At 57.2% G+C, this 22,019-nt stretch carries 20 protein-coding genes; 7 read left to right on the forward strand and 13 right to left on the reverse strand.

Going from position 1 to position 22,019, the window contains the following annotated elements; genetic code table 11:
- Positions 1–40: 40 nt before the first annotated feature.
- From LC354_RS10770 to LC354_RS10800, 7 genes are all read right to left on the reverse strand, one after another.
- Positions 41–745 carry a hypothetical protein gene (locus tag LC354_RS10770; RefSeq protein WP_223423677.1) on the reverse strand — a complete coding sequence of 235 codons (705 nt, stop codon included), beginning with the start codon at positions 743–745 and terminating at the stop codon, positions 41–43.
- Between the two features lie 95 nt (positions 746–840).
- Positions 841–1,713 (reverse strand): sulfotransferase family protein, encoded by an 873-nt coding sequence (locus tag LC354_RS10775; RefSeq protein WP_223423679.1) that lies wholly within the window; start codon positions 1,711–1,713, stop codon positions 841–843.
- Positions 1,714–2,116: 403 nt separating this feature from the next.
- The gene (locus LC354_RS10780) at positions 2,117–2,311 is read right to left on the reverse strand and encodes a hypothetical protein (protein WP_223423681.1); all 195 of its coding nucleotides are present in this window, start codon (positions 2,309–2,311) and stop codon (positions 2,117–2,119) included.
- A 344-nt stretch (positions 2,312–2,655) separates the two neighbouring features.
- Complete coding sequence (locus tag LC354_RS10785; RefSeq protein WP_223423683.1) at positions 2,656–3,690, reverse strand: glycosyltransferase; 1,035 nt, start codon at positions 3,688–3,690, stop codon at positions 2,656–2,658.
- Entirely contained in the window at positions 3,683–4,666 is a 984-nt protein-coding gene (locus LC354_RS10790) for a glycosyltransferase family 2 protein (protein WP_223423684.1), read from the reverse strand. Before LC354_RS10790 ends, LC354_RS10785 begins: the two co-directional genes overlap by 8 nt.
- A 16-nt stretch (positions 4,667–4,682) precedes the next feature.
- The gene (locus LC354_RS10795) at positions 4,683–5,606 is read right to left on the reverse strand and encodes a glycosyltransferase family 2 protein (RefSeq protein ID WP_223423686.1); all 924 of its coding nucleotides are present in this window, start codon (positions 5,604–5,606) and stop codon (positions 4,683–4,685) included.
- Positions 5,607–5,609: 3 nt separating this feature from the next.
- Positions 5,610–6,848, reverse strand: a complete 1,239-nt coding sequence (locus LC354_RS10800; RefSeq protein WP_223423688.1) for an oligosaccharide flippase family protein — start codon at positions 6,846–6,848, stop codon at positions 5,610–5,612.
- A 200-nt stretch (positions 6,849–7,048) separates the two neighbouring features.
- Between LC354_RS10800 and LC354_RS10805 the strand changes: the two genes are divergently transcribed.
- On the forward strand, positions 7,049–8,254 hold the full coding sequence (locus LC354_RS10805; RefSeq protein ID WP_223423689.1) for a polysaccharide biosynthesis/export family protein: 1,206 nt from the start codon (positions 7,049–7,051) through the stop codon (positions 8,252–8,254).
- 9 nt (positions 8,255–8,263) lie between these two features.
- On the opposite strand, the gene LC354_RS10810 is transcribed toward LC354_RS10805, so the two are convergent.
- From LC354_RS10810 to LC354_RS10820, 3 genes are all read right to left on the reverse strand, one after another.
- A complete protein-coding gene (locus LC354_RS10810; protein ID WP_223423691.1) occupies positions 8,264–10,762 on the reverse strand; it encodes a hybrid sensor histidine kinase/response regulator in 2,499 nt (832 codons plus the stop codon).
- Between the two features lie 44 nt (positions 10,763–10,806).
- A complete protein-coding gene (locus LC354_RS10815; protein ID WP_223423693.1) occupies positions 10,807–11,322 on the reverse strand; it encodes a molybdopterin-dependent oxidoreductase in 516 nt (171 codons plus the stop codon).
- Between the two features lie 218 nt (positions 11,323–11,540).
- Positions 11,541–12,920 carry a WecB/TagA/CpsF family glycosyltransferase gene (locus LC354_RS10820; RefSeq protein WP_223423694.1) on the reverse strand — a complete coding sequence of 460 codons (1,380 nt, stop codon included), beginning with the start codon at positions 12,918–12,920 and terminating at the stop codon, positions 11,541–11,543.
- Between the two features lie 253 nt (positions 12,921–13,173).
- Between LC354_RS10820 and LC354_RS10825 the strand changes: the two genes are divergently transcribed.
- The 3 genes from LC354_RS10825 (at position 13,174) to LC354_RS10835 (ending at position 16,679) form a co-directional block, all read left to right on the forward strand.
- Positions 13,174–13,788, forward strand: a complete 615-nt coding sequence (locus LC354_RS10825; protein ID WP_223423696.1) for a response regulator transcription factor — start codon at positions 13,174–13,176, stop codon at positions 13,786–13,788.
- 108 nt (positions 13,789–13,896) lie between these two features.
- Positions 13,897–15,339 (forward strand): GumC domain-containing protein, encoded by a 1,443-nt coding sequence (locus LC354_RS10830; protein WP_223423698.1) that lies wholly within the window; start codon positions 13,897–13,899, stop codon positions 15,337–15,339.
- Positions 15,339–16,679 carry an O-antigen ligase domain-containing protein gene (locus LC354_RS10835; RefSeq protein ID WP_223423699.1) on the forward strand — a complete coding sequence of 447 codons (1,341 nt, stop codon included), beginning with the start codon at positions 15,339–15,341 and terminating at the stop codon, positions 16,677–16,679. The genes LC354_RS10830 and LC354_RS10835 overlap by 1 nt, the downstream gene beginning before the upstream one ends.
- A 73-nt stretch (positions 16,680–16,752) precedes the next feature.
- On the opposite strand, the gene LC354_RS10840 is transcribed toward LC354_RS10835, so the two are convergent.
- Together LC354_RS10840 and LC354_RS10845 are read right to left on the reverse strand one after the other, a co-directional pair.
- Positions 16,753–17,727, reverse strand: a complete 975-nt coding sequence (locus tag LC354_RS10840) for an OmpA family protein (RefSeq protein ID WP_223423701.1) — start codon at positions 17,725–17,727, stop codon at positions 16,753–16,755.
- 332 nt (positions 17,728–18,059) lie between these two features.
- The gene (locus LC354_RS10845; RefSeq protein WP_223423703.1) at positions 18,060–18,593 is read right to left on the reverse strand and encodes a J domain-containing protein; all 534 of its coding nucleotides are present in this window, start codon (positions 18,591–18,593) and stop codon (positions 18,060–18,062) included.
- Between the two features lie 405 nt (positions 18,594–18,998).
- Here LC354_RS10845 and LC354_RS10850 point away from each other — a divergent pair, with 405 nt between their 5' ends.
- A complete protein-coding gene (locus tag LC354_RS10850; RefSeq protein ID WP_223423705.1) occupies positions 18,999–19,307 on the forward strand; it encodes a hypothetical protein in 309 nt (102 codons plus the stop codon).
- Positions 19,308–19,454: 147 nt separating this feature from the next.
- On the opposite strand, the gene LC354_RS10855 is transcribed toward LC354_RS10850, so the two are convergent.
- Positions 19,455–19,778 (reverse strand): DUF6476 family protein, encoded by a 324-nt coding sequence (locus tag LC354_RS10855; RefSeq protein WP_399203380.1) that lies wholly within the window; start codon positions 19,776–19,778, stop codon positions 19,455–19,457.
- Between LC354_RS10855 and LC354_RS10860 the strand changes: the two genes are divergently transcribed.
- Complete coding sequence (locus LC354_RS10860; protein WP_223423706.1) at positions 19,750–20,772, forward strand: RluA family pseudouridine synthase; 1,023 nt, start codon at positions 19,750–19,752, stop codon at positions 20,770–20,772. The two genes, LC354_RS10855 and LC354_RS10860, sit on opposite strands and share 29 nt — an antisense overlap.
- Positions 20,773–20,986: 214 nt before the next feature.
- Positions 20,987–21,883 (forward strand): RNA polymerase sigma factor RpoH, encoded by an 897-nt coding sequence (gene rpoH / locus LC354_RS10865; protein ID WP_223423708.1) that lies wholly within the window; start codon positions 20,987–20,989, stop codon positions 21,881–21,883.
- The last annotated feature ends 136 nt before the right edge of the window (positions 21,884–22,019 follow it).

The raw sequence follows: 22,019 nt of genomic DNA on the forward strand, positions 1-22,019 counted from the left end.
ACATCACGCAATTTCCTGTCGATGATCAAACTGGCATCCGTCAGGCTGTGGATCGAGTTTTATGAGTCCGCTGCCTAGTTTGATAAGTTTGCGGTCCGTATTGATCCGCCCCATCTCCAGCACCGTTGCTATAGCCGCCAACGCCGCCACTTCCGCCACCTCCGCCCGCACCTCCAACGATGTTGCTTGGATCTCCCATGCCCGTCGACGTCACCGTCACCCATGAATCGAAAATTTCGAGCTGCGCTCCTGCGTGGTTTACAAGCGTGCCTGCACTGCCACCGTTTCCGCCATCACCTCCATTGCTGGCATCTTCACCAGGTCCTCCGTTTTTCGAATTCCAAAATGGGCGACCATGCTCCCCAATCTCTCCGTTCGCCCCGTCCCCCCCCCCGTCCGCACCATCAGCACCCATCGCGTAGGCGCCGGTCAGAACCAACCTGGCGAGCGACGCGTCAGCACCTGCTTCCACGGTCAACAACGACGTTGCACCACCACCGTCGATGGTGATGTCTGCCGTCCCATTGCCATCCACATCGCCCTCGATAACGACGGTTTCACCGCTTGCGATCACCAGCGGTCCGTTGTCTGGATCAAGCTCGATCACGCTGCCTTCAGGCAGGTCGAACCCGATCTCATCGGGCCCTGCGTTGCCTTGCGCGATCTCCAGAGCCTCGCGCAAAGTCGTGGTCTCTGCCTCGGGCGTCACCGTGTCCAGAACTGAATTCACCGTAATCATTGTCATGGTATCCTCCTCTCCAGCCAGACCTCTCCCGTGGCTTGCCGCAGGTGCCGCGCCATGCCTGAAAGGTCGCTCCTCAACTCATCCAATGCGCCCCGTCAATTCGGCAGGGTGCGATCCTCCGCTCCGGCAGTTCCGGTCTTTCCAGTGATCCGGAAGGCCTGTGTTTTGCCATCGCGACGCCAGAAATCCAGCGCCCCGAGACGATCGAAAATCTCAGGTGGCAGGCAGGTCTTGCGGGGCCGGAACCGGACTGGGCCGGACACCTTGTGCAAGCCCGGCGTATCGACCGCTCTATCGAACACCTCGGCTTCATATTCCACATGGCTGAAATCATGCTCAAAGGCCGGTTCACCCAGAAATTCGTAGATCAGGCCGATTGCCTGTTCGGGGCGTTGGCAGAGTATATCGTATTCCAGAAGCAGAATCCTGTCGGCAAAATGCCCGTAATAAGTTTCGCGCAGCGCGTTCAGCGGAAAGCCGATCAACCGGTCGCCGCGCAGCATGGCCTCGGCGCGATCGAATACTGTCGCTCGGTCCGCGGACGATCCGAAAATGCGCGGCACGTTCAGAGGGTTTTCGCGATGCAACCGTTCAAGCGAGTCCATGACCCAAGCCGGGTTACGTACACAGCAGATGATCTTTGCCTCAGGAAACAAGTCCGCAATCAGCGGCAGGTGGGCACACCAGAGACGGTTGGTGTCAAACAGTATCTCGGCATCCGGAAATTCGTCGTAAAAGCCGGTGACGATACTGCGCAAAATGCGGCGCTTTTGCGCATCGTTGCGAAAGACAGAGAACTCGTTGTCCGGTCCCATCGCACGCAAGGCACCCATGATAACGCCACCGACAGGTCCGCTCATCGAAGCGAAACAGCGTGGATTCTGCCGCAGGATCCCTCCCAACATCGTGCTGCCGGATCTGGGCAGTCCAGATATGAAGTGGATAGGTCTCCTGCGCGATTGATCCATAACCCAAGGAAAAAACGGTATGCTGTTTGGCTGATGCGCTTATTCTAGACAAAATCGCTCTTTTTGGCGTTGATAAATGTCAATCTGCCGTTCTGCGCGGTGCAAACCCAATGTCGGGTTCCCCGATTTTTGATGGAGGTAACGGCCAGACACGCTCCGCAAGGCGGTTACTTTTTTCGCAATCTAAGCGCGACGGGATGCGCCTTTCAGGCTCAGTCGCTATCATGTTGCCTGCTGTCTACTGGCCATAGTCATTATGGTGGTGCGTTCGACCTCAGCGACTTGAGAGGCTTCAAGTTCATCCCAAGGCAGGTTCGGATCACGCGTCGTAGACGGCAATTTGATTTGGCCGAAGCTCCAGTTTCCAGGCGTCACTTGGGTGCCAAGGATGGCGGAAATCCCGTCAAGCCACACGGCCCTCAAAGGCATTGCGACAAAAGGCGAACCCGCTGCCGCCTTGCTTTGTTATTTCGGTTTGAAGCTGTTGGGCGGTCTCGACTGCGCGCGCATCGGCTTGAACTGTTGTCCTGAAGGATGTGTCGATTTCTTTTACATCCCGCAACCAAGGTGCTTCCAGCACCTGTTTGACTGTTGCCATCTGCTTATGCCTCAATTTCCCTTTTTGCCCCCTCAAGGATGACGGCGATCCTGCGCGCCATTTCGAGGTCCGAAACGTCTGACGGGTTGATTTCGACTGAGGATATGCTGCCGTTACTGGACTGGTGGTCTTTATTGTCCGCCAGACCCAAATCGCGGGCGATAATACTGGCGTTCAGCAGCCCCGCCGATGTGGCCGACCCGAAGGAACAGGTGATCGTCTGTGGGGCGCAGTGGCGTGATGGGATACGGAAGCGTGCTGCTTCGCGACCAGGCGCCTTTGCCACACATACTGAGTGACACCTCTGATACGATTCAGTCCGGGGGCTGAGACGCCCTTCGTGCTCATGTTTTAACTGACAGCCCAGTGCGCGGTTCAATCCCCTGAACTCCAGTGACCGTGTCCAGAAACCGTGCCCATCCTGTAACAAAGCTGTTTTGCAATTGGTGTTCAAGGTCGCTGTTTGCGCTTTGAGGTTTTGTCACATCCGTCGCAAGAACGTCTTCCATTGCTTTGGTCAAGGCACTGACGGAGGCGGTGTCCAATGGCTGTCCTCCGTATTCCATGTGGTCCCTCAACCCGTCGACACTGGCGCATAACGCAGTTCTGCCTGCGACCAATGCTTCAATGGCGACAAGGCCATAGGCTTCCCAGCGTGACGGTATGATCACGACGTCCACCGCTTCATAAGCCTGCACGGGATTTGTCGCGAACCCGTCAAAGTGGATACGCGGGTCATCAGCGGCCAGACTGGCAAGATATTCATACTCTTCACCTTCTCCGAAGATGCGCAGTTGAACACTGGGGTCAGAGATCGCCCGAAAGGCTTTGATCAAGGTATCGAACCCTTTTTGCCGGTCAAGGCGACCAATGGCACCAAAAACCCGTGGTCGATTGCTGACTGGTTGCGCATTCTGAAAGGCAGACAGGTCAACGCAAGAGCGTATGACCGACAATTTGGCCGCGTCGCAGAGCTTTTCCCGCCTGATCCATTCGGCTTGTCCATCACTGACCGCGACGACGGCGTCGAAGATTGCAAATGTTGTTTTGAGCAGCGCATGAAACCGCGTCTTGTTCGGGACATTATGCGCCACAAAACCTGCTGTGTAGCTGTGTTCCACATGTGCCAGCTTCGCGCCGCTATTCGCCAGTTTGAGGGCGAGGAACATTGGCAGACTGCGCCAGCTCACCGCCAGATGAGAAACGATGACATCGCAATCATAGTGACGCCCGCTCACCCGACCGCGCTGCACCTGAACGAACTGATGGTCGGCGATTTCAGCCATGTCAGGTGAGGTTTTGATATGTTCCAGCACCCGCATGACGCCACCCGCAGTGGTATCATCAATCAGATGAACGATCCGCGGGCGATTATGCATGTTCCTGACCCACCGATGATGTGACCAGGTCCAGCGCAAGGCCGCCACCTGCTTTGAGAAACAGGGCCGCCAAGACCGTTACGGCGCTTTTCACAGGCTCTTCAAAGGCCGGTCGCAGCGATTGTCCAAAGGCAGATTTTATCAAGAGCAACGCACGATCTGCATCGCGGTCACTGATGGCGCGGCGCGCAAGATAGCGCAGCTGATAGGCGCGTGCGGCGTTGGCGTGTTTTGCAAACAGGTTCGGTGCAAGTGGCGTCAATTTGTCGATCATTTGTTGCCACGTTGCGAATTGCCGGTCCGTATTCGTCGAAAGCGCACCTTTTGCGATGCGGTACCGTGTCAGCAAACCTGGCACGCCTTCGAACGTCCAATCCGTCGTTAAGGCGATACGTAACCAGCATTCGATGTCTTCTGATTGACGCAGCGTTTCGTCAAAATACCAATCGCGTTCGGTCTCAGACTTTGGTCGAAATGCAATTGCTTCAAACACAGCGCGACGGATAACCGGGGCTGACCCGTTGCCGACGGGATTACGTTTGAGAATATGTGCAGGCGAGATGCTTTTCAGACGGGGCTTTTGCGCTGTTCCCAGCAGGTTGCCGTGATCGTCGATCAGAGCCGATCCGGAATAGCTGACCCCGACGCTGGGATTTTGCTTCAGGTGGCGCACATGAACGCCGAGTTTCTCTGGTTCCCACAAGTCATCTGCATCACAAAACCCCACATAGTGCCCGGTTGCTGCGGCGATCCCGGTATTGCGTGCACCGGCCAATCCGCGATTGCGTTGATGCACGACGCGCACGCGCGGATCGCTTTGATAGGCCGCAGCAATATCGACGGTGCTGTCGGTTGAGCCATCGTTGACGATGATGATCTCGAAATCTGAAAAGGTCTGTTGCAACAATGCGTCCAGTGTTTCTGGAAGTGACTTTTCGACATTGTAGGCGGGGACGATGATTGAGGCGACAGTCATGACGCAACTCCTTGAATTAGCGTGAAAACAGAATTTGGCGCGTGCGGCGGGGCAGCACGAGTGCGGCAACGGCGCCGCAAAGCGTAAGCGCGCCGCGGCGCGGGGATCTGAAAAACCCTACGGGACTTTCGACGAGGCCGCGCATTGCGAATTTGAGCGCGTCGGTTCGGTCGACCCCGACACGCAAGGCGCGGCGTGCAAGGTAGCGCATGTGGATGGCCTGATCTGCTCCGGACGGGATAAACCCAAACGCCTTCGCTGTGCGCAAAGCCGCGTTGCGCCCTTGCATCATGGCGGTCAGATCTGCGGACAATCCGTGTGGATTGGCGCGATAATAGGTGAGCGTCTGATCGACACCGATAATGCAGGCCCCCAATCCGATCAAGCGGATCAGCCATTCCAGGTCTTCGTTGTGCACAATGTCGGAATTGAAGCCGCTTGACACAATGAACTGATCTTTTCGAATGGACAAATTGGACATCGTTCCCACCGGGTTTTCGCCCAGCAGATCTGCAATGGTCAGGGCACCGGACGGCACGTTGGAAAACGTTTGAACGTCGCTGGGCGAATGTTGGAAAAACCCGATTTTCGAGAAGACGGCATCGCAGGTTTCGGTTTCAAAAACGCGTTTCAATTCGGCCAGTTTGGTTGGAGCCCACAGATCGTCCGCGTCGCAAAACGCAATGATGTCACCCTGTGCAAAACAGATTGCGCCGAGGTTTCGAGCGTCACTTGGGCCTTTGCCCGTGTTGCGCACAAGGCGCACGCGCGGATCATGGGACTGCGCCTGCGTGATCAGGTCACGCGTTTTGTCGCTTGAGCCATCATCGACGCAGATAACCTCGAAATCAGCCAGAGTTTGGACGCAAATGCTGTGCAGGGTTTCTGTGATTGTTGCTTCTGCGTTGAAGCAGGGAATGACGACGGAAAACTGTGTCATGGTTCAAACCTCCTGAATGCGTGCTGTGAAGAATGCTGTGCGCAACCCTGGCCAAGCGGCTGCAACGAGGATCACGGTCGTCACGCAGGCATACCCAGTAGCGACAGCGGTGAGGCCGAAGGGGGAAAGTAAGACGGTGTTCAGTACCGTCGCCACAGCCAAGGCAAATGTGACCATAAGTTCAGTTTCCGGCCGGTTGTTCGTCCGCAACCAACCTGCTGTCGCCGTCCAGATTGTCGTCGGGATCGCTACAAGGCACAGAATGGAAACGATACCGGAAATGTGGGACCAGTCCGGCCCAAGTAGGATCGGGACATAAATCGGTGCTGCAATCGCCTGAAGCAATACGACCGGGCTGATCAGGCAAAGCGCGATACTGATGCTGCTGCGCAATGCGGCAGACTGGTCGGATGTCTGGTTCAGGGTTGGGAAAAGAACGGTCGCAAACGCCATCGTAAAGGCATTTGACAAGCTGAGGCCTGCGTTGAATGCCATGAAATAGAGACCCAGCGCTTCGCCGCCCAAGGTCAATCCAACCACGATCTTGTCAGCCTGCAATCGGATCGCCTTGACCACCTCGATGCCCAGAACGGCACGACCATAGACAAAAAATGGACGCAGCGGGGCGAAGCCTGCCGATACATCGCGTTTCCAGGGATGCAATCGACGCACTGCGATCAACCAGATCGGAGCCGATAACAAACGCGGCAGCAACAACGCAATCGCTGACGGCCAGACAAACACAATAGCGGCCGCCAAGAGATTGGCGCTGACCACTTGAGTGCCCGCGATTGCGGCCGTCTGTTTCATCTTGCCCGCGCGCATCGCCAGTGCCACCTGCACGAGGCCTGCTGGCATAAAGAGGAATTCGGTTCCGAGTATGAGAACGAGCAAGGCGAGCGTCGTGCTGCTTCCCAAGCCGAACAAAAGACCGGCGACGGCGGCTTGCACACAGAAAAGAGAGACACACCAGACCCAGAAAATGCGGGACGCTGTGGCGCAAGTAGCTTCAAGCTCGCGGTCTTTGGCCGCAATGATGCGCTGCACCACCCCGTTTTCGGTGAGGGACTTGAGGATATCTGCGGCAGCCATCGCTCCTGCAGCGATGCCAACCTCAGTCAGGTCAAGCGTCCGCGCCACGATGATCACAACCAGTAGCCGCGATGCCTTGGAGGCGACTTCGGAAGCCCCATAGGACAGCAAGTTGGTCGCGAAGGTTCGAATGTTCGGTGCTGTGCTCATATCTTTATGCTCATGCAGTGGCGTTGAGAGACAGATACAGCGCCTTTGTTGTGCTGTCGCGGGCACCTCCGGGCAGCAAATGGGTGCATTTGGGCCATACCCTATCCCATCGGATAGGGGTGGTGGCATAGTTCCCATAGACCGTTTGCGTGTGATCTCTTAAAACGGTCATATAAAAATAGACGAGGCAGCAGCAGAGTATGAGCACCACCAGAAGCGCATTTGCGATGCTGCTGCTATGCACGGCATGCAGCGCATATGACACACCCGACAATATTGAAGCGGTTGCGGAAGGCACTGCGTATCAAGCGCAATGGCGCCAACCCGATGTGTCCCGCGCGAATGCCGAATACCTGCGTTCGGCTGAATTGAATGCGCAACAATGCCTTCCCTTGGGTGGCTATGACGGCAAGGGCAAAGGCTCTGCGATCGCCGCATCCGCACTTGCGGGCGAACGTCTGACACGCAACGATCTGGTGGATGTGCGCGTCGGTGAGGATGAGACGTTTAACGGCGATTATGTCATTTCGCGTGACGGACAGCTCAAACTGCCATTCCTGACGCCGATCCGGGCACAGGGGCGCAGCACGTCACAGATCGAAGCAGACATCGTCAGTCAACTTCTGGACAATGGCTTCTACTCCGACGCGCCGCGTGTCTCTGTACGCGCGGCAGATTTCGCATCGGTCACGGTGGGCGTGTCGGGCGCTGTGTTCGAGCCGCGGGCGGTTGAGATTGGTGGCGTTCCGGGCGATCAGCTTGACGCACGTCGCCAAGCGGCTTTGGGCGCATCGACAGAAGCGCGCAACCTGTCCGCTGCTCTGCGGGCCGCTGGTGGTGTGCGACCGGATGCGGATATCTCGGCGGTGCAGGTGCGACGCGGGGGACTGGTTTACCGGCTCGATATGCGCGGCGTTTTCGAAGGACAGAATGCGGTCGACATCATGCTGCTGACCGATGATGAAGTTTTTGTATCCAGTCGCCAGTGTTTCCAGGATGATCTGATGCGCCCCAGTCCGATCAGCCCCCCGGGTGTCAGCCTGTATCTGTCAAACCTGACACAACCCGCATCAAACAATGCTTCATCTGCCATTGGTCAAACGGTGCGCGAAGTGCCCTACGGCACACGCTATATGCAGGCGGTTGTGGATGCCAACTGTGTCGGTGGTCCGCGCAGTACAAGTGCGGATCGTTCGGCTGTTTTATTCACCCGGAACCCGGTCACCGGCGTCTCCGCGGTGATAGAGCGCGACATCGAAGATCTTTTGCGGCGGGCTGATCGGGATGACTATGACCCCTACCTTTTGCCCGGCGACGCGTTGGCCTGCTACGACAGCACCGTCACCAATGTTGCGGAAATCGCGCGGGTGTTGGGCATCATCAGTATCGCGGCCCTCATCCGGTAATCAAACACGTCACAAGAGGTCATGTTTGGTGGCAGACCAAATTGGGGCGAGTGTATTGATTTCGCGCCGGAGCGTTGCGTGATCTCCCGTTTTTGCAGCGGTTTCAATCACTTTAAGCGCTTCGCGCAGCGCTGTGGCTCCGAACACGGCTGCGCTGCCGGCAACCTTGTGGCTGCGCGATGCGACATCCAGATAGTCATGGGCGTCGTCAGAACCAAGCCATTGCAGCAGGTCTTCGACCTCATGCGAAAACTGCGATGTCAGCTTGGCAAAGGCGACCTCTCCCAAGGCCAGACGCGTTTCTGCGGTGTGATCGGCATCGACAACGGGCCAGATGTTTGTCGGCTGTGCGGACTGATAATCCGCCAACACCTGGCGAAGTGCATCACGGGACAACGGCTTGGTCAGGACGTCGTTCATGCCGTCTTGCAAAAGGTCAGCTTGTTCACTTGCCATCGCGTTCGCCGTCAACGCAATGATTGGCACATTGGCGGACACGCCGCCTGCTGACCTGATGTGACGCGCCGCCGTCCGACCGTCCATGACCGGCATGTTGATGTCCATGAAGATAAGATCGAATGCCTCTACCGCTGCGAGGTCTGCACCTTCGCGCCCGTCATGTGCTTCGAGCACAATGTGCCCGTCCGCTTCGAGCATTGTGCGCGCAACGACGCGATTGACTTCGTTGTCCTCGACGATGAGCACGCGCATGGTGCGCGTCGCCTGGAGGAGTGCAGGAGGTGTTGTATCTTCTGCCGGAGGTTCCGCTGCGGTCACCGGCAGCTTCACCGTGAACGTACTTCCCTCATTCAGCGCACTTTCGACTTCGATCTTTCCGCCCAACGCCTGAACGAAACGCTTTGCGATGCCAAGGCCAAGCCCGGTGCCGCCCACCTCGCGATTGCGCTTTGTATTGCCAATCAGGAAATCATCAAAGATCTGGCCGACCAGTTTATCCTCGATGCCTTCCCCCGTATCGGCGATCTGCAGCGTCAGCAGGCTCTGGTCAGGCTCTGTATGGACGCTCGCCGTGATGCTAACCTTGCCGCGGCGGGTGAATTTGACCGCATTGCCGATAAGGTTCATCATCACATGTTGCAAACGGTCGTGATCTGACACGATCCAGTGCATCGGCGGACCGTCCCAGCCCCATTCCAGTGATGTTTCATTGTCGGCGGCCGTGGCACTTTGGTTGTCTACGATATCTTCCAGCAGTGCAGAGATGTTGACCGCTTCACGCCGGGTGTCGAGCTTGCCCGCGTCATATCGTGTAATGTCGAGCACGTCGGAAATATGGCTCATCAGAAGGCGTCCGGAAGATTCCATATATCCCAGATATCGATCCTGCTCTTTCGAGAGCCGCGTATCACGCAACAGGTTCATGTTGCCAAGCAACCCGTTCAGAGGCGTTCTGATTTCGTGGCTCATGGTCGCAAGGAAATCCGTTTTCAATTTCTCACCGGCAAGCGCCTTGTCGCGTGCCTCGACCAATGCGTGTTCGTTGGCGACCCGTTTCGAGATGTCGCGCAGGTAGGCGATGAAAATCTCGCCATCGTCTGTTTTTGCAGATTGCAGGGCAAGCTCGACAGGAAAAGTGTCACCATTCGCGCGCTTGCCTTCCAACTGGACCCGGCCTTTGCCGACGACCCTGCGTTCGCCAGACCGGCGCATCCGTTCCATTCCCGCGTAATGCGCGTCACGCAGATGATCCGGGACGATGATTTTGGCAATGTCCTTGCCGCGCACATCCTCGGCGTGATGTCCAAAAATCGCTTCCGCGGCCGGGTTGAACTCGATGATCCGGCCTTCTGCGTCACTGACAATCATCGCATCCAATGAGGTCGAGATCACGGTATTCATGCGCGTCGCGATTTGGGATTGCGCCCGTTCCCGGCCCGCCACCTGTGCATTTAACCGATTGAGATACATCACCCCAAGGAACAGCGCGCCGATCAGGCACGCAAGCGCGAAGGCCAGCTGTGTCATCGTTCGTGCCACAAGCGCGCGCTGCTGGTCCGCGGCCCTGGCGAAGACATCCAGCCCTGATTTGGCCAGCAAACGAACTGTTGGCCGTATCTCTGCCGCCATGGCGCGCAGATCGTCAAGACGTGCCAATACGACATCATCATTCGCGTCGATGACAGGCACAGTTTGGTCAAGAAATCCGCTGATCTGTTCCAGTTTGTCCTGTGCTTCCGGATCAGCCCGCAATCCGGCAAAGACCGACGCGGTCGTCAGCGTGTTCACCCGACTGTAAAAGACGTCAAAGCGACGCCTGAGAGTCACCAGATTTGTCGGCGCGATCTCTAACTGGCGGGTATATTCCAGGTATTCGACCTCAGCTTGCGCCAGTGACCATTGGACATTGTCAGACTGTGCCGACCCCAACTGCCGAATTTCGCGTTGGACGTTCAGCGTCAGAAACGCGATGGCTGCGATAACGACAAGCCCGGCCAGAGCCAAAAAGGCTCGACCGGGCTTGGCCTTCAGAGGTGTGTTGGCGGGCAAAATACCCTCCATTATATTATGAACGTAGTTGGCGTGCCTTGGAGCTAACGCACGACTTCAATCCTGTCGAGTTGCCAGATGCTGCGGGAATAGGTGACTTCGGAACGATAGTCCGCATTTTGATCATAGGGGTAGATGATCCACAACGGCCCTTTGTCGCGCACAGACATCGGCGCACCATTCAGCAGATATGCAAGGATCGGGCCGTTTTCCACTGCGTCCGAAACCGGAACCTCAACGGTATAATCATTGATCGCAGATGCCAAAAGCGTGCCGCCATCCGCCCCGACGAGGTCAACGAGGGTCTTGAGTGGTATACCCTGAAAGGTATCCACACCGTCCGTCCAGATCGTGCTTGTTTCAATCTCGACACTGCCAAGTGCCGCAAGGGTGTCGGCGTCAAAAACCAGCGTATCGCCAACATTTGTTTTTTCGATATCACCGGAAATCGTCAGGATCGGCGTGCCGCTTGGTACAGCGATATCAGATGCGCCTGCAGGGATTGCGATCCCAAAGGCAAGCATCAGGCCCAGAATTGTCGCGCGGAAACGGGTGATCATCAAAAGCTCCATCATATGTTTCAGTCAGCATCGCAAATCTTGCTGCTCCCCGCATCTGGGCATCGGGATACCGACCTATCCAATCGGATAGGTCGGTGAGCAAGCTATCAGGACTTTGTTACCAATTTCATGCCACAAACCCGGCGGCAGAAGACTGTCCGTAAGCTGTAGTGCGAGACCATCAGATCGTCTAATGGTTCACTTGGTTGCGCGGTGGTTCAATGCGCCCCACGGCCAGACACAACAGCTCGGAAGGTAAAAGCGATGATCAGCAGGTCGAGCAGAACCGTACGTGACCGCGCATAGGCAAGGTCCATATCGATCATCTTGTCAAAGCTGACATCAGCACGGCCGGATACCTGCCAAATGCCGGTGATCCCTGGCTTGACTGCCAAACGGCCATAGGCACGTGCGGGGTAGGCGGCGACTTCTGAGGGCAGGGAGGGACGCGGCCCGACAATCGACATCTTGCCCCGCAACACGTTCCAAACCTGCGGCAATTCATCGATCGAGGCGCGACGAATGAAGCGGCCAACGCGCGTGATCCGAGGGTCCACTTTGGACTTGAAGCAAATTCCATCCCGGTCGGACGTGGCCAGCAAGTCATGCCGCAGGTCTTCTGCGTTCTGCACCATGGACCGGAATTTGATCATCTCGAAAGGCTTGCCATCCTTGCCAATCCGCGTTTGACGGAAAAAGACAGGGCCCTTGCTTTCCAATTTGATCGCAGCGGCCGTGACTGCGAAAACCGGAGCAAACAAGAGCATTGCGCTGGTTGAGACCACCACATCCAATGCCCGGCGCGCAACGCCCGCGACTGTGACGCGATGCAAGGCCGTTTTGGCTGTGCGCGCCATGAAAGTCGTGTTGCCGGCAAGATAGCGTTGCGCCATCCGCTTGGGCTCCGCCCCGAGGCGCCAAATCCATTCACAGCGCGCTTTGCGCACGACGGCAGGAGCGCGACGCACATTGCCTGCCAGAAAGTCAAAAAGAGCGCCCACACCAAGCGTCAGCGACGCGTTCAGGCGAACAGCGTTACGGTGCAGCCAAAGCTCTTGCATCGGCACACCGAGTGCGACCAGAACAATATCTGCGCCCGAGGCGTTGATGGCGTCCACGACAGCATCCGCATTGCTTGCACCGTCAAATCCGTCCCGCGTGCCTGCGATACGCAAACCGGGAGTGCTTGTGACCAATCTCTGAGCGGCCAGTTCCGCAGTGCCGGGTTTGCCACCGAACAGGTAAACCGACTTTCCCAAGTTCGCGGCTTTCGCCAGAAGCTCGGGGACGAGATCGGTGCCATTCAAATTGGCGGTCAGTGCTTTGCCGTCCATCTTTGCCGCAAGCGCCACGCCGATCCCATCGGGCAGCAGAACGTCAGCCGTGCGGACCGCCATCGCGTATTGACGATCGTGCTGCATCACGTTGCAGCAATGCGCGTTCATGAAAAACGCCCGGCGGCGGCCCGGCGCCAAAAGCGCATCAACGGCCTGTTGGCTGGTGACGTCGGCGAGGTTCAAGTCCAGCGTATTGATGTAAGAGGCGTTTACACCCGGTGCAGGTGTGGAAGAGTGAAAGTCGATGGCAGCGTGTTGCATTTTGAGGTGTCCTGAGTTTGTGTTTGGTTGATCGTTCAATCCACGAAATCAGGTGCTTGCCTCAACTGAGCAGACGGAGAGGTTTGCGGCGCAACCGGCGAACGGATTAGTGCGAACGTTGCCTTGAGTAGCCGCAAGTCGTGGCGTACCTATCCGTTCGTGCTATCCACCTGTCTCAATGTCCTCTCAATATCCTGCCTTTCAACGGCCACACTTGCGGGCTAATGTCGGGACAGACGTTAAGGACTTCGCGATGCGCATTCTGATTGCTGACGACCACGACCTGTTAAGAGACACGCTGGTGCTCTTCCTCGAAAACGAAGGCACGATGGAAGTCGACGCGGTTGGATCATTCGATGCCGCCCGCGACCGCATGGAAACGAATGCGCCTTATGATCTGGTACTGCTGGATTACAACATGCCCGGCATGAACGGTCTTGACGGGATCAAGCAGGCGCTGGCGTTAAAGGACGGTCAGCGCGTCGCGCTTATTTCGGGCGAGGCGACAAAGAAGATTGCCGAAGAAGCACTTGAGGCAGGTGCCGCGGGTTTTGTGCCCAAATCGTTGCCAGCAAAGTCTTTTGTAAACGCGGTCAAATTCATGGCCATGGGCGAGCAATATGCACCGCTGGATTTCATGACGGCCGAGGACAAAACGCAATCGAATCCGCTCGCCGCAAAGCTGACGGAGCGCGAATTGCAGGTTCTGGAGGGACTGACACAGGGCCTCTCCAACAAAGAGATCGCGCGAAATCTCGACATTCAGGAACCCACGGTGAAACTTCATATGAAGACACTGTACCGCAAAGTCGGCGCGGCAAACCGTACCCAAGCTGCATTGATCGCGCGCGAAGCCGGTCTTTTCTGACCTATCCGTTCGAATAGGGTTCATCACCACATGCGCCCCGGCTTGTCCGTCCGCGTGCGTGATCAAGCGGGCGTTCAAGTGTAGGCATATCGTCAAAGGAGATTTCCTATGACCGATCAAGCCACATGGAACTACGCACCCGTCAGCGCGCCCAAACCCAAGAAAAGCCGCATCCGCCGTGCCTTTGTCGGGGGAGCCCTCAGCGATCTGGGCCGTTTGCCGCGGTACGTTGCCTTTGCCCTGCTCGGCGGTGCCATGATCTGGGCCCCGATTACCGGATATCTCAAGACTGCGCCTGAACGGTACAAGTCGGTTGCATCCCTGATCATGCCCGGGTCCGGCGCTTCTGCCTCGCTGAACCTGAACGGCATCGGCCAGGCGTCCTCTTACGCAAGTTCCGCGTTCGCCAGCAACGCAGTCAGCCCCACGGAAACATATAAACGTCTGCTGGGGGCTGACCGTATCCTGGCCGCAGCGGCGGATGCGCTTGGCATGGCGCAGATTGATCTGGGGCGTCCCCGCATCAACCTCGTGGATCAGACAAGCCTGATCCATATCGAGATGGTCGGGAACAGCCCGGTCGACGCGCAAGCCCGTGCTGACGCAGTCCTGGCTGCATTTTTCGCAGAGTTGGATGCCTTGCGCACAGACGAGGTGAACACGCGCGAAGACAGCGGGCTGCAAGCCATGTCCGACTATCGCGACTCTGTCTCGGAAACACGCGCTGACATTGCAAGACTGCAGGCGGACAGCGGGTTGCTTTCCATGAACCAATACGAGGATCTCGTTGATCGGCATCTGGCTTTGAAGTCCAACGTGCAGGAAAAATCGGCGGTGCTCAGCGACAAGTCTGCAGAAGTGAAACGGCTGGAAGAACAACTGGGTGTGAATGCGCAGATGGCAGCCGCGACGCTTAAACTGTTTGCCGACGGCGCTTATGTCAAAATGCTTGAAGAAGTCGCTTTGTTCGAAGCCGCGCTCGCGGAGGCACAGTCCCACTACGGGCCGTCCCATCCAAAAGTGCAAGAGGCGCGTCAGGCGCGGGATACGGCCAAGACGGCAGCCTTTGAGTTGGCGCGGGGGATTACTGATTTGTCGCTGCGCGATCTTCGGGATCTTGATCTTGCCCCAAATGGCGTCCGAGCCGACCTGCTGTCTCAACTTGTCGAGAAAGACGCAGATCGCTCAGGCACGCAACACGAGCTGGCCGAATTGGAAAACCAACTTGCTGAAGGGGCGGCGGATCTTGAGGTCAAGCGGCCCGCTGCTGCCTCCCTGCAAGACCTCGAGCGCGATTTCGCCGTGGCCGAAGCCGTGTTTGCAACTGCCATTGCGCGTACGCAATCCGGCAAATCGGATTTCTATGCCTCCTATCCTCTGGTTCAGGTTCTGGAAAATCCCTCCATTCCGGAAAGGCCGTCTTCGCCCAACAAGAAACTGGCCATTGCGGCAGGCGGCGCGGCAACCTTCATGATGCTGATTGGGCTACTTCTGGGTTGGACCCGCAAAGCCGTCATCACGCGCCTTCTCACCTCGTCGAAGCCTGCCTGATGGCACCGCAGAACCCCATAGAGCGCATTGTCTTGCGCACGCTCACGCTCACCTGGCCGTTCTATGCAATCGGTGCGCTTTACGTGGTGGGGCCTGTGCTGGCCTGGACGCTTGGGGCTTTGGCGCTGGTCATTCTGTATCTTGGCCCTGCCGTCCGTCAGGATATGCGGGCCAGGGGCTCTATCCCGCTGATTGTCTGGGTTTGGATCACAGGAATGGCGATGATGCTGGTGGTGCTCTGGATCGGACACATGGACTGGGGGCTGGGTCTCAAACAAACCATCAAGTCTTCGATTGGGTGGGCCAAAGGTTGGGCGTTGCTGGCGCTGTTTCCATTGATCGGCGCGGTGCTTCCGATCCGGCGTGCCATCCTTGTGCGCGGACAGTGCATCATCGGGCTGTGGACGTTGATCCTTGCGCCTTTGATGTTGGTGGCCCCTTACGTCGGACTGCCTGACCTCATCTTTACATCTCCGCTCAAAGCGGTGGGTGGCCCCGGGCCCGAATACTTTTCAGTTTATCTTTTCACCTGGGATCCGGCCAGCTGGACACCCAGGTGGCAGTTTTATGCCCCCTGGTCGCCTTTTGCAGCGTTGCTTGGTGTTATCATGCTGATCTTCGCACTCGAAGACCGGTCTCCCAAATGGCGGGCCATCGGAGTGGCAGCAGGCTTGCTCATGATCTTTGCCTCCAAGTCCCGAATGGGCCTTGTCGGGGTTGTGGCCTGCACGGTCGGTCCCCGGATGATGCCGTTGATCCTGCGCGGATGGGCATGGCAGATGGTAGCAGCGCTGGTGGCGTCGCTGGCCGTTTTCGGTAGTGTCGTTTTCGGAGCCGCCATGGATTTTGTGTCCGCCTTCAAAGGCGCCCGGGCTGACAGCACCCGCGTGCGCGCCACGCTTCAACGCATTGCATCCGAGCGGTGGCAAAACGAAGCCTTCTGGTTTGGTCACGGCACCGTTCAACCCGGCTCGCATGCGGTCGAATACATGCCAATCGGAAGTCACCATACCTGGTTCGGGCTTCTCTTTGTGAAAGGCCTTGTGGGCATGGTCAGCTTGGTCATCCCATTCGTATGGCAGATGACAATCACGATGCTGGACGCGGCCAGGTCGAAACGCGGATATTTGCCGATGGGTATCATGATGACTTTCACGCTGCTGTCATTTGGCGAAAACATCGAAATTGAAGCTTACCTTCTTTGGCCAGCCATGATGATGCTTGGCATCCATGCGAGAGAGCTTGCAGAGGCTCGCGGCAGGGCGAACGCGTCGGCGCAACCCGAAAAGCTTGTCGGAGGTTTGGTGGAGGACAGTCCAGCGTCTCTCCATCGCCTATAGCCGACAGGGGCAGTATGCGCTCCTGTCAGCGCGATTGGCCGGGTTATTTGTTCGAAATGGCTTTCGCACACAGCTACGGCCGCTCGACCAGTTCCACTCGACGGTTTCGGTCGCGGCCAGCGTCGCTGCCGTTGGAAAAGACAGGCACCAGCGGTCCAACCCCATGCGGCACAAGCCGCTCGCGGGAGATGCCATAGGACGAGACCAACGCATCCACCACCGCAGCGGCCCGAGCGACAGACAGATCGCGATTGTATTCGTAACGACCGACGGCATCCGTATGTCCGACCACGTAAAACGCCTGATCCGGAAACGCGGTAAGGTGTTGAACCACTGCGCCCAAAGCCGCATCTGAACTGGCCAGCAGTGTCGCGCTGTCGAATTCGAACTCTATTCCATCCAGCACGACGCGCCCCTTTTCGGTCAAATCCCGACCAATGGCTTCGGCATCAACTGAGACCAGGCCGGTTTCCGCAGGTGCGACCTCCACAATATCGATCAATGCGCCGACGAAATCCTCAGCGTGCTGCTCGACCGAAACAATGACGTAAACGCGTCCGGCGGCACGGTCCTTGGTCGCGATAAAACTGCCGGCGCCACCGGCAGAGGACGTTCCGGCTGCCATGGTGCTGGCCTCACCCGGGGCTGTGAACGGGTTTTCGCGCAGATAGACATCCATCCATTGACGGGCGCCGATGTCGGTCCCTTTCCGATCATCTGACGACCCCTGGCCGAGGATCTCGAAACCCTCGGACTCGAATGCACCCAGAAAATTGAGATAGACCTCGGCAAAATCCCGTTCAGTTCCAGCGTAGCGATAGAAGCTGCGCGTCACGCGCCCTTCGGTATCAATCCAATCGTCTATCGTACGGTAGCCGGTGACGGGTCCGACAGGCAGGCGATAGGGCCGGTATGTTTCGATGGTTTGCCAGGTCAGGTCCGTTCCCGGAAACCGCTCTATCATCGGATGATCGGCGGTGCCCGGCATGTCCTGGGCTGCCACTGGTGTGGAAAGGATAAGAAAGAAAGCTAATAAAAAACGGTGCATAGAAGTCTCCAAATCAGAAAACCAAACCCTCTGGGCCGAGCACGTTTTAGCTGTCTTGAAGCGGGCTGTTGCTTCGTTCGTGCCCCTTTCGGCCGACGGCATGCCGTAAATTGGGGTGCAAAACAGGGCTTAGTCAACCCTTCTCGCCATTGGTGTACGGGGCCGTACGCACGACAAGGTAGAGTGTTTTCTGCCTTGCCCAGTTGGAATGTGTTTCGAAACGCAAGCGCTTTAGCCAGTCGCGAGAGGTTTACGCTAGACGCCAGCAACGAATATTTGTTTTGGCAAACCGGGCGATATTCGAGGTCGAATTCAAGATTGGATATGCAGGCTCACATATAAACGGAACCCGCCGCCGAGCGCAGTTCAGAAGAACACACGACCCGAGCCGTTTCAAAGGCCCGGCGCGCCAGTGTCGTGATCTGGGTTTTGGCCAGTGCGTCAGCCTCTGCGGCTGCGGTCTTCTGACGGGCCCCCGAGGCCTTTTCCCGTCTGACAACCGGTTCCTCTGCAGTGGAGTGTTTCCCTGCATGCACTTTCTCGCGCATGCGCGTTTCCTGCGCCGCTTTGAATGCAGCGCGTGCACGGGTCCGGCGGCGTTCCATGTCCTTGCGCTGCTGTCGCGCATCTCGGTCTCTTTTCGCCAACATCTCTGCGAGGCGTTGAACCTCAATTTCGCTGCTGGAACTGACCAGATCCCATGCCGCATTTATTTCAGCAAGGCGCTGGTTTGCGCGTTTGGGGTCTGCCTTCGCCATGTCCGGATGGTAGGTTCTCACCAAGGCGCGCCATGCTTTGCGAAGGGTCGCGTCGTCGCAGCCCGGTTTGACGTTCAAGATCTTGAAAGCATGCAAAAGTTCGTTCATTGCCAAAGCATCCGGTTGTGTTACGCCTGCGCTCAAAGAGGCTTGTCGGCGTATTTGAATATAATTCTTTATAAATTCGAGAATGTCGGATCGCTATTATCTTGTTCACTCTTGGTTAACGCTCAGCCTGGCTCAGTGACGGTTTCTGTTCGTTGAAATCCGGGGCATGTAGCCCAGAGCGCCGCCCAAACCGATCCAATTGTTCGTTTCTGACGCGGTGGTCACCTGGCAGACAAGTCTGGAGGCTGAAATTGAACGTTTCCAGAATGATACGCTCCTTTCGACACCTTGGCGCGGCTCTCTCCGGGCTCAAGTGCGCGTATCCAAACGCCGGATTTCGCCTGCGCTCAAGCTTTTCTTAAGACATCTCTGCTAGCGCTCGTCGCAGATCATAGGAACGCGAGCATGGCCAGTGATTATCGAATTCTCATCCCCCTTGTTTTGGGCGGCGCGGGCGTCGTGTACGGGGTATTTCTCTTTCCGGCTCTGACCTCTGGAGGGTCAGGAAGCTCCAGAGCCGTCACTCCGGAGGAGTTCGAGGCAGTGTTCAATCAGGAACTGGATTATTGCCTGGAGCGACCCAATGGGCTCAACTGCCAGTGTTTTGCCAATATGTCTGGTACCATTCTGGCGGATAAGGCGCCAAAAGTGTTTGGCGCAGTTTACGCCGACAAGCAGGAATTGGCCCGCGGGCAAGCAGAACGTTCGTGCTAGGGCAGGGACGCGACGATGCCCATGCCGCCCCCGGCGGATTTGACCCTTCATCGAAGACCAGAAAACCTGCCGGTTCCTTGAAATACAGGGGAAACCGGACAACGCGTGTTCGCACTGTGTATGATGATCGCTCCGGGATGGCTGGCTCTAGTCCTGAGTCAGCGTCACAGTTTGCCGCAGCGTTCCGGTAACCTGATCATAGATCAGGATTTGATCGTCTTCAGTCACCACCGCAAACCAATCCGTCCCGATGGTAAAGGCCGATGCGGTCGCTCCGTCGGGCAGGGTGACCTGATCTGGTAAGGTCAGTGTCGGCGCAGGTGCATTCAGCCGGATGACAAGCAGGACGATCACCGTTAGAACGCCCAAAATCATTGTGGCGGTCAAGAGCGTCACCAATCGGCGCAGAAATTTCAGGTTGGCCGGTTCCGAGGGGTTTTCGATGTCGTCCAAACTTGTGTCCTTTGTCATAGCTGACGCGCCGCCGCCGCGTCTTGATAAGGCGATTGCGCGCGACGTGCCAGAGGGCGCGTCCTTGTCGCGCACGCGCTTGGCGCGGTTGGTGGCGGATGGCGCCGTAACTGTGGATGGGGTTGTCGTTGTCGACCCCAAGGCGCGCGTCGCGGAGGGTGCGCTGATCGAGGTTACCGTCGCCGTGGCCGAGGAAAGCCATCTGGTGCCGGAAGACATTCCGCTAAACGTGGTGCACGAAGATGCTGATCTGATCGTTGTGAACAAGCCTGCAGGCATGGTGGTGCATCCTGCACCCGGGTCTCCGTCGGGTACGTTGGTCAATGCGTTGATGTTTCATTGCGGCGATGACCTATCGGGCGTCGGTGGGATGAAGCGGCCCGGCATCGTGCACCGCATCGACAAGGATACCAGCGGGCTTTTGGTTGTTGCCAAAAGCGATGCGGCCCATCATGGGCTTGCGGCCCAGTTTGCGGCTCATACGGTTGAGCGGTATTATCGCGCGCTGGTCTATGGTGTGCCCGATGCCAATGATCCACGGTTGCGCGGGGTCAGGGGCGCCTCGTTCGAGCCAGGCAACGTGCTGAAGATGACAACCCAGCTGGCCCGCCACAAAACAGATCGCCAGCGTCAGGCCGTATTGTTTCAAGGCGCGCGGCATGCGGTAACCCGTGCGCGTGTCGTTGCGCGCTATGGAGCCCCGGAGGTTCTGGCGCAGATCGAATGTTGGCTGGAAACGGGCCGGACGCATCAGATCCGGGTGCATATGGCGCATGCGGGACATGGCTTGGTGGGTGATCCCGTTTATGGCGGAAAACGAAAGCTGGCGCGCGGGGCACTGAGTGAGGCGGCGGCAACTGCCGTAGCCGATTTTCGACGGCAGGCCCTTCATGCTGCGGTTTTGGGCTTTGTCCATCCTGTCACCAGAGATCAGATGCGATTTGAGGCACCACTTCCCGATGATTTTGCCGATTTGTTAACGGTTCTGGCATAGGTCGCGGAACCTTCTGGTTGGATAGGCGTATGACCTGTGCCTGAAACCATTCGCACATGCGCGTGACTGCACTGTCTTAGGGCTGTAAACGTTCGGTATTTGGGTCGATATTACGCAACGCGACGATGCCTGCACTTGAAGGTAGGCAATTGCCGTCCCATATTAATGTTAAGGCTCTAAACATGGAGTGTTTTGAGCGATAAGGAGGGACAAGATGGCCAATTACGCAAATCTGCCGGCGCCAACCCCGGAAGGTGGCCTGAACCGCTATATGCAGGAAATCCGAAAATTTCCGCTGCTGGAGCCGGAAGAAGAATACATGCTCGCCAAACGGTGGGTCGAAGAGCAGGACACCGAAGCTGCGCACCGGATGGTGACAAGCCACCTGCGTCTGGCTGCCAAGATCGCGATGGGATATCGCGGCTATGGGTTGCCGCAGGCCGAAGTGATTTCAGAGGCCAATGTGGGACTGATGCAGGCCGTCAAACGGTTTGACCCCGAAAAAGGCTTTCGTCTCGCGACTTATGCGATGTGGTGGATCCGGGCCTCGATCCAGGAATATATCCTGCGCTCCTGGTCTTTGGTGAAACTGGGCACGACCAGTGCGCAGAAAAAGCTGTTTTTCAACCTGCGCAAGGCCAAGAATAAAATTGGTGCGTTGGAAGAGGGCGATATGCGCCCGGAGAACGTCAAACGCATTGCGACCGACCTTGGCGTAACCGAGAAAGAAGTGATCTCGATGAACCGCCGCCTGAGTGGTGGGGATGCATCGCTGAATGCGACTGTCGGTTCTGAAGGTGAAGGGACCATGCAGTGGCAGGACTGGTTGGAAGACGAAAGTGCCGACCAGGCTGGAGACTACGAAGAGCGTGATGAATTGGAAGTGCGCCGTGAAATGCTGGCCGAGGCTCTGGACGTTTTGAATGACCGTGAGAAAGACATCCTCACACAGCGTCGCTTGTCTGACCAGACGGTGACACTTGAGGAGCTTTCGGCGCAGTATAACGTGAGCCGGGAACGGATCCGCCAGATCGAGGTGCGGGCGTTCGAAAAACTGCAAAAGAAAATGCGCGATCTGGCCAAGGAAAAGGGCTTGATGGCGACAGCCTGATCTTGCGTGACAGGTGGTTTTGGGGCTCTGCCAAAAATGGCGGGGCCCTTTTTCGTACTCGGGAGACTTTTGCCGACCGGCCCTTCGGGGAGGATTTTTCGGAACAGAGAAAGCGAACGGTTGTTCCGGGCTTTCG

The organism is Tateyamaria pelophila (genome assembly GCF_019966495.1).
Taxonomy (GTDB): domain Bacteria; phylum Pseudomonadota; class Alphaproteobacteria; order Rhodobacterales; family Rhodobacteraceae; genus Tateyamaria; species Tateyamaria pelophila.

What these genes read in the sequence shown, in the direction of transcription:
- LC354_RS10850 (WP_223423705.1), top strand. Translation starts at nt 18,999, where the DNA reads ATGGCCAGTGATTATCGAATTCTCATCCCCCTTGTTTTGGGCGGCGCG.
- LC354_RS10860 (WP_223423706.1), top strand. Translation starts at nt 19,750, where the DNA reads ATGTCGTCCAAACTTGTGTCCTTTGTCATAGCTGACGCGCCGCCGCCG.
- LC354_RS10855 (WP_399203380.1), bottom strand. Translation starts at nt 19,778, where the DNA reads ATGACAAAGGACACAAGTTTGGACGACATCGAAAACCCCTCGGAACCG.
- rpoH (WP_223423708.1), top strand. Translation starts at nt 20,987, where the DNA reads ATGGCCAATTACGCAAATCTGCCGGCGCCAACCCCGGAAGGTGGCCTG.
- LC354_RS10835 (WP_223423699.1), top strand. Translation starts at nt 15,339, where the DNA reads ATGGCACCGCAGAACCCCATAGAGCGCATTGTCTTGCGCACGCTCACG.
- LC354_RS10815 (WP_223423693.1), bottom strand. Translation starts at nt 11,322, where the DNA reads ATGATCACCCGTTTCCGCGCGACAATTCTGGGCCTGATGCTTGCCTTT.
- LC354_RS10775 (WP_223423679.1), bottom strand. Translation starts at nt 1,713, where the DNA reads ATGGATCAATCGCGCAGGAGACCTATCCACTTCATATCTGGACTGCCC.
- LC354_RS10770 (WP_223423677.1), bottom strand. Translation starts at nt 745, where the DNA reads ATGACAATGATTACGGTGAATTCAGTTCTGGACACGGTGACGCCCGAG.
- LC354_RS10820 (WP_223423694.1), bottom strand. Translation starts at nt 12,920, where the DNA reads ATGCAACACGCTGCCATCGACTTTCACTCTTCCACACCTGCACCGGGT.
- LC354_RS10785 (WP_223423683.1), bottom strand. Translation starts at nt 3,690, where the DNA reads ATGCATAATCGCCCGCGGATCGTTCATCTGATTGATGATACCACTGCG.
- LC354_RS10800 (WP_223423688.1), bottom strand. Translation starts at nt 6,848, where the DNA reads ATGAGCACAGCACCGAACATTCGAACCTTCGCGACCAACTTGCTGTCC.
- LC354_RS10780 (WP_223423681.1), bottom strand. Translation starts at nt 2,311, where the DNA reads ATGGCAACAGTCAAACAGGTGCTGGAAGCACCTTGGTTGCGGGATGTA.
- LC354_RS10805 (WP_223423689.1), top strand. Translation starts at nt 7,049, where the DNA reads ATGAGCACCACCAGAAGCGCATTTGCGATGCTGCTGCTATGCACGGCA.
- LC354_RS10830 (WP_223423698.1), top strand. Translation starts at nt 13,897, where the DNA reads ATGACCGATCAAGCCACATGGAACTACGCACCCGTCAGCGCGCCCAAA.
- LC354_RS10840 (WP_223423701.1), bottom strand. Translation starts at nt 17,727, where the DNA reads ATGCACCGTTTTTTATTAGCTTTCTTTCTTATCCTTTCCACACCAGTG.
- LC354_RS10795 (WP_223423686.1), bottom strand. Translation starts at nt 5,606, where the DNA reads ATGACACAGTTTTCCGTCGTCATTCCCTGCTTCAACGCAGAAGCAACA.
- LC354_RS10790 (WP_223423684.1), bottom strand. Translation starts at nt 4,666, where the DNA reads ATGACTGTCGCCTCAATCATCGTCCCCGCCTACAATGTCGAAAAGTCA.
- LC354_RS10845 (WP_223423703.1), bottom strand. Translation starts at nt 18,593, where the DNA reads ATGAACGAACTTTTGCATGCTTTCAAGATCTTGAACGTCAAACCGGGC.
- LC354_RS10825 (WP_223423696.1), top strand. Translation starts at nt 13,174, where the DNA reads ATGCGCATTCTGATTGCTGACGACCACGACCTGTTAAGAGACACGCTG.